Origin of the sequence: Saccharothrix sabaoui, from assembly GCF_051756985.1 — a bacterium.
Lineage (GTDB): Bacteria > Actinomycetota > Actinomycetes > Mycobacteriales > Pseudonocardiaceae > Actinosynnema.
The window spans coordinates 1-6,381 of sequence record NZ_JBPKJK010000280.1; the positions used below are offsets into that span (position 1 = coordinate 1).

General features: G+C 74.8%; 7 protein-coding genes. All 7 read left to right on the plus strand.

Going from position 1 to position 6,381, the window contains the following annotated elements; all coding sequences use genetic code 11:
• Positions 1–67: 67 nt before the first annotated feature.
• A complete protein-coding gene (locus ACR807_RS40635) occupies positions 68–739 on the plus strand; it encodes a hypothetical protein (protein WP_438926876.1) in 672 nt (223 codons plus the stop codon).
• A gap of 67 nt (positions 740–806) precedes the next feature.
• Positions 807–1,319 (plus strand): 2Fe-2S iron-sulfur cluster-binding protein, encoded by a 513-nt coding sequence (locus tag ACR807_RS40640; RefSeq protein WP_438926877.1) that lies wholly within the window; start codon positions 807–809, stop codon positions 1,317–1,319.
• Entirely contained in the window at positions 1,316–2,308 is a 993-nt protein-coding gene (locus ACR807_RS40645; protein WP_438926878.1) for an FAD binding domain-containing protein, read from the plus strand. Before ACR807_RS40640 ends, ACR807_RS40645 begins: the two co-directional genes overlap by 4 nt.
• Positions 2,305–4,374, plus strand: a complete 2,070-nt coding sequence (locus ACR807_RS40650; RefSeq protein WP_438926879.1) for a xanthine dehydrogenase family protein molybdopterin-binding subunit — start codon at positions 2,305–2,307, stop codon at positions 4,372–4,374. Before ACR807_RS40645 ends, ACR807_RS40650 begins: the two co-directional genes overlap by 4 nt.
• A 90-nt stretch (positions 4,375–4,464) precedes the next feature.
• Entirely contained in the window at positions 4,465–4,953 is a 489-nt protein-coding gene (locus ACR807_RS40655; protein WP_438926880.1) for a DUF2231 domain-containing protein, read from the plus strand.
• A 90-nt stretch (positions 4,954–5,043) separates the two neighbouring features.
• Positions 5,044–5,427: an ATP-binding protein gene (locus tag ACR807_RS40660; protein WP_438926881.1), complete on the plus strand. Its 384-nt coding sequence runs from the start codon at positions 5,044–5,046 to the stop codon at positions 5,425–5,427.
• Positions 5,428–5,593: 166 nt separating this feature from the next.
• The coding region (locus ACR807_RS40665; RefSeq protein WP_438926882.1) for an IniB N-terminal domain-containing protein at positions 5,594–6,381 on the plus strand (788 nt) is incomplete at its 3' end.

The following is a 6,381-nucleotide window of genomic DNA, read 5'->3' on the forward strand; positions in this document are numbered from 1 at the left end:
CGGCGAACCGCCGCCCGCGGCGCATCGGGCGGACCGGACCGGGTAGCCCGCGGCGGAGGAGGACGACATGACGAAGCAGAAGACGCAGGACCTGAGCGGGATGACCGTGGCCGAGCTGCGGCACCGGGCGTCCGAGGTCGGTGTGCGGGGCGCCCACGACATGCACAAGGACGAGCTGGTGCGGGCCGTCGCCGAGGCGTCGGGCGGCGCGCCGCGACCGCGTTCCGAGGACGACTCGACCGGCGGCGCGGGCAAGGGCAAGGCCGGCAGGGGCGGGGCCGGCGAGGGCAAGGGCGGTGCGGACAAGGGCGGTGAGGGCAAGGCCGGCGAGGACAAGGGCGGCGGGGGCAAGGGCGGCCGGGGCAAGGGCGGCGTGCGGACCGGCAAGGGCACGTCGAAGAGCCTCAAGTACTCCCAGGAGATCACCTCGACCGACGAGGAGCCGGAGCGCGAGGGCCGCAGCCTGGTCACCACCGACCACGACGTCATCCGGCAGTGGGCCGAGGCGCGCGACGCCGTGCCCGCCACCGTGCCGGGCACGGAGCACGGCGACCACCTGGGCGTGCTGCGGTTCGACTTCCCCGGCTACGGCGGCGACGACCTGCGGCACGTCGAGTGGGACGAGTGGTTCGCCACCTTCGACCACCGCCGGTTGAACTTCATCCACCAGGAGAAGCGCTCGGACGGCTCGCCGAGCACCTTCTTCCGCCTGGAGAGCCCCGACCGCGAGGACGGCTGACCGGTCCGGGGGTTGAGCCCGCCACGACCGGGAAGCCTCCGGGGCGTGTCGAGGCGGAGGGACCGGCGTGGACGGTGAGATCGAGTTGCGGGTGGACGGTCGGGTCAGGCGGCTGCGGGTGGACACCAGGACGACGGTGCTCGACGCGCTGCGCGACCGGCTCGGGGTGACCGCGCCGAAGAAGGGCTGCGACCACGGCCAATGCGGTTCCTGCACCGTCCTGCTGGACGGGCGGCGCGTCGTCACGTGCCTCGCGCTGGCCGTGTCGCACGACGGCGCGGACATCACCACGGCCGAGGGCCTCGCCGACGGCGAGCGGCTGCACCCGGTGCAGGAGGCGTTCGTCGAGCGCGACGCGTTCCAGTGCGGGTTCTGCACGCCCGGCCAGGTGTGCTCGGCGGTCGGCGTGCTGGCCGAGGTCGAGGCGGGTCACCCCAGCGCGGTCACGCCCGACCTCACCGGGCCGGTCGAGCTGTCCGACGAGGAGATCCGCGAGCGGATGAGCGGGAACCTGTGCCGGTGCGGCGCCTACGCGGGCATCACCGACGCGGTGCGCGACTGCGCGGGCGGCGCCCGGTGATCCCGTTCGACTACCGGCGGGCGCTGGACGTGGACGACGCGGTCGGCGCGGCGCACGGCGCGGCGGCGTCGGTGGCGTTCCTGGCGGGCGGCACGAACCTGGTGGACCGGATGAAGCTCGGCGTGGCCGAGCCGGAGGTGCTGGTCGACATCAGCCGCCTGCCGCTGGACGCGGTGGAGGAGCTGCCGGACGGCGGGCTCCGGGTGGGCGCGACCGTGCGCAACAGCGACCTGGCGGCCCACCCGGCGGTGCGCCGCGACTACCCGGTGCTGTCGCGGGCGCTGCTGTCCGGGGCGTCCGGCCAGCTGCGCAACCTCGCGACGACCGGCGGGAACCTGCTCCAGCGCACCCGCTGCTCCTACTTCCAGGACCGGTCCACGCCGTGCAACAAGCGCGAACCCGGCAGCGGCTGCTCCGCGCTGGGCGGCTTCACCCGGCAGCACGCGGTGCTCGGCGCGTCCGGGCACTGCGTCGCCACGCACCCGTCCGACATGGCGGTCGCGATGGCTGCGCTGGACGCCGAGGTGCGCGTGCACGGCCCCGGCGGTCCGCGGACCGTGCCGCTGGTGGAGCTGCACCGGCTGCCCGGCGACGAACCGCACCGCGACACCGTGCTCTCCCCCGCCGACCTGATCACCGCGGTGGACCTGCCGCCGCTGCCACCGGGCACACGGTCGACCTACGTCAAGGTGCGCGACCGGGCGTCGTACGCGTTCGCGCTGGTCTCGGTCGCGGCCGTGCTGCGCGTCGAGGACGGCGTGGTGGCCGACGCGCGGATCGCGCTCGGCGGCGTGGCGCACAAGCCGTGGCGCGCCCGGCGGGCCGAGGAGCTGCTGCGCGGCGCGCCGGCGGACGAGGACGCGTTCCGCCGCGCCGCCGGGGCCGAGCTGGCGGACGCCTCGCCGGTGGGCGACAACGCGTTCAAGGTGCCGCTGGCCCGCAACACCGTCGTGTCCGCGCTGCGCGCGCTGAGCCGGGAGGGACGATGACCGACCTGCTGCCCCGCGTGATGGGCACGTCGCCGCGCCGGGTGGACGGCCCCGCCAAGGTGACCGGTACCGCGCCGTACGCGGGTGACCAGCGCGTCGAGGACCCCGTGCACGCGGCGCTCGTGCAGTCGGAGGTGGCCCGCGGCACGCTGGTGTCGGTGGACACCGGGGCCGCCGAGGCCGTGGACGGGGTGCTCGCCGTGCTCACGCCCGACAACGCGCCGCGCCTGGCCTCGACCGACGACCCCGAGCTGGCCGCCCTCCAGCACCACGACGTGTCGTTCCGCGGCCAGGTGCTGGCCGTCGTCGTCGCCCGCACGCCGGAGGCCGCCCGCCACGCGGCGTCGCTGGTCCGCGCGCACGTCGAGCGGCACGAGCACGACGCGCGCTTCAGCGCCGACCGCGACGACCTGGACAAGCCGGAGAAGGTCAACGGCGGCGCCGAGACGGACACCGCGCTGGGCGACGTCGAGCGCGGGCTCGCGGAGGCGGCGTTCACCGTGGACCAGGCCTACTCGACCGCCTGGTACAACAACAACCCGATGGAGCCGCACACCACCACGGCGCTGTGGTCGGACGGCGAGCTGCGGCTGCACGACTCCACGCAGGGCGTGCACACCACGCGCGAGTCGGTGGCGACGTCCTTCGGGTTGCCGCCCGAGCGGGTGCACGTGGTCGCGCCGCACGTGGGCGGCGGCTTCGGCTCCAAGGGCACCGCGCACGTGCACACCGTCCTCGCCGGCCTGGCCGCGCAGGTCCTCCCCGGCACGCCGGTGACGCTCGCGCTGACCCGGCAGCAGATGTTCTCCCTGGTCGGCTACCGGACCCCGACCGTGCAGCACGTCCGCCTCGGGTGCGACGGCGACGGCCGGCTCACCGCGATCTCGGTCGACGCGTTCAGCCAGACGTCGCGGGTCAAGGAGTTCGCCGAGCAGACCGCGGTGCCGAGCAGGGTCCTGTACGCCGCGCCGAACCGCCGCACCACGCACCGCCTGGCGCGGCTGGACGTGCCGGTGCCGGCGTGGATGCGCGCGCCCGGCGAGTGCCCCGGCATGTTCGGCCCCGAGGTGGCGGTCGACGAGCTGGCGCTGGCGTGCGGCGTGGACCCGGTGGAGTTCCGCGTCCGCAACGAGCCGGACGTCGAGCCCGAGTCCGGCAAGCCGTTCTCCACCCGCAACCTGGTGGCCTGCCTGCGCGAGGGCGCCCGCCGGTTCGGCTGGGCGGACCGGCGGGCTCACGAGGAGGACGGTTGGCTCGTCGGCACCGGCGTGGCCTCGTCCACGTACCCGGTGAACCGGATGCCGGGCTCGGAGGCGACCGTGCGCCTGACCGCGTCGGGCCGCTACCTGGTGGAGATCGGCGCGGCCGACCTCGGCACCGGGACGTGGACCTCGCTGGCCCAGGTCGCCGCCGACGCGCTGGGCGTGGACTTCGCCGACGTGGAGCTGCGGATCGGCGACACCGCGCTGCCCAAGGCGTCCGTGGCGGGCGGGTCCTCCGGGATCACGTCGTGGGGCTCCACGGTGGTCGCCGCGGCCCGCGCGTTCCGCGAGCGGTTCGGCGACCACCCGGCGGAGGGGGACGCGGCGAGCGCGGGGATGCCGGAGAACCCCGACGACGAGCGGTACGCGATGCACGCGTTCGGCGCGCAGTTCGCCGAGGTCAGGGTGCACGCCGACACCGGAGAGGTGCGGGTGCCCCGGCTGCTGGGCGTGTTCGCCGTCGGGCGGGTCGTCAACCCGGGGTTGGCCCGGTCGCAGCTCCTCGGCGGCATGACGATGGGCCTGTCGATGGCGCTGCACGAGCGGAGCCTGCTGGACGAGCGGTTCGGCCACGTCGTCAACCACGACCTCGCCGAGTACCACGTCGCCACCAACCGCGACGTGCCGCACGTGGAGGCGCACTGGATCGACGAGCACGACCCGCACACCAACCCGATGGGCACCAAGGGCGTCGGCGAGATCGGCATCGTCGGCACGGCCGCCGCGATCGTCAACGCGGCCCACCACGCCACCGGTGTGCGGGTGCGCGACCTCCCGGTGACCCTGGACCACTTCCTGCGCTGACCACCGTCACGCCTTCGGGTGACGTCGGGGCGGTCTTCGCCCGTCCGGGGTATGCCTCTCGCGAGGGAATACCGCCGGAAGGACGAGGCCATGCGACGTCGTGCTCGGACATCTCGGCACGCCGTGCCGCCCAACCTCACCGCGTTCCCGTTCGGCCTGCTGACCACGGCCGTCGGGTTCGACGCGCTGCACCTGCTGACCGGGCGGGCCGACTTCGCCGTCACCGCGGCGCACCTCATCGCCGCGGGCGTCCTGCTCGGCTCGGTGACCGCCGCCGGCCGGTGGCTGGCCTGGGTGCTCGCGCCCGACGCGCTGGGCGCTCGCGTGCGGCGGATCAGCATGCTGTACCGCACGACCAACACGGCGGTGCTGCTGCTGTACGGGACGAGCTGGCTGCTGCGCCTCGGTCAGCCCGACTGGCTGCCGACGTGGTCGGCGCTGGGCGCCGCGTGGGCGGGCCTGCTCACGGCGGGCTTCGGCGGCTGGCTCGCCGTGGAACTGGCCGAGCGGTCCGCCGGCGGCGACCGCGGCCCGGTGGCGCGCCCCGGTGGTCCGGTGGGACCCGCCACCGCCCCGTGAACCCGGCCCGCACGCCGGGGTTTGGCGTCAACCGGAAGGGGTACCTCCGGGGGCGCGCCTTGAAACCACAGGGCCGCGGGGGTGTGGCTGATGAACTCGCTCGACCTGCCCGACGACGGTGTGGACCGCCACGTCGACGACCCGCCGTCCGCGGCTGCCGTCAGCGGTTGGGTCCGGCAGGTCGCCTACGGGGTCGACGCGCGGCACGTCGCGGACCTGACGCTGATCACGGCCGAGCTGCTGGCCAACGCGCACCGGCACGCCGAGGGCCCGTGGCGCGTCCGGGTGTTCCGGGTGGAGGGCGCGGTCCGGGTCGAGGTGCGGGACCGCAGCCCGAGCCTGCTGCCCGTGCTGGGCAGGGCGGACCGGCCGGACTCGGGGAGCGGCATGCTGCTGGTCAACCGGTTGTCGGTGCACTGGGGCGTCGAGGTGGGCGCGCGGCACAAGGTGGTGTGGGCCGAGGTGCCGGCGTAGCTGCGGGGTCGTGCTCGCCGCAGCCCCCATGCCCCTAAGCGCCCAATGGGGAGTCCCCCTATCGGGGGTCACCGGTTCGAACTAGGCGCGTCACCCGATGTGAGGGGCATGGGTGCGGACCTAGCGTTGCCCCGGCAAGCAGATCCCAACTCCCGGGAGCACACCGATGGACCCCGTCCAGACCCTGCACGACTTCACGCTCAGCCTGATCGGCGACCCGCACGCCCGGTCCGCGTTCCAGGCCGACCCCCAGGGGTCGCTCGACGCCGCCGGCCTCGGCGACCTGACCGCCCTGGACGTGCGCGAGGTGCTGCCGCTGGTCCTGGACTACGCGCCCACCGGGGGCCTCGACCCCGCCCTGACCGGCGTGGACGTCGAGGACCTGCTCGAACTGCTCGGCGACAGCCCGATCCCGGTGGGCGAGGACCTGCTGGGCCACGGCCTCGACGACAACACCGCCACGGCCGCCGTGTCCGGTGTCGCCGCCGCCGCGCAGCACCTGGCCGGCGACGTGACCGGGGACCTCGCGGGCTCCCTCGACGCCGACGTGCTCAACCGGGTCGAGGACATCACCGCGACGGGCCGGGTGGCCGACGTGGTCGGCGACGTCACCTCCGGCGTGGCGACCGGCGACGTGCTCGGCACGACGCACCTCACCGGCTCGGTCGAGGACATCACCGGCAAGCTGCACGTGGGCGACGTGCTGTCCGACAACGTCACCGACAACCTCACCGGCAACGCCCTGGACCTGCACGACATCGCGCAGGTCGGCGACATCGGCGACATCGCGGACGTGGGTGACGTGGCGAACGTGGGCCAGGTCGTCGGCGACGTCGCGAACGTCGGCGACGTGACCGGCGGGATCGGTGACCTCACCGGCATCGGCAAGGTCACCGACGTGGCGGACCTCCACCACGTCGACCTCGGCGGCGTGCTGAGCGGCAACGAGATCGA

Bases quoted from the DNA above. Each gene is read 5' to 3' on its own strand.
- ACR807_RS40635 (WP_438926876.1), top strand. From the start codon at position 68: ATGACGAAGCAGAAGACGCAGGACCTGAGCGGGATGACCGTGGCCGAG.
- ACR807_RS40650 (WP_438926879.1), top strand. From the start codon at position 2,305: ATGACCGACCTGCTGCCCCGCGTGATGGGCACGTCGCCGCGCCGGGTG.
- ACR807_RS40655 (WP_438926880.1), top strand. From the start codon at position 4,465: ATGCGACGTCGTGCTCGGACATCTCGGCACGCCGTGCCGCCCAACCTC.
- ACR807_RS40660 (WP_438926881.1), top strand. From the start codon at position 5,044: ATGAACTCGCTCGACCTGCCCGACGACGGTGTGGACCGCCACGTCGAC.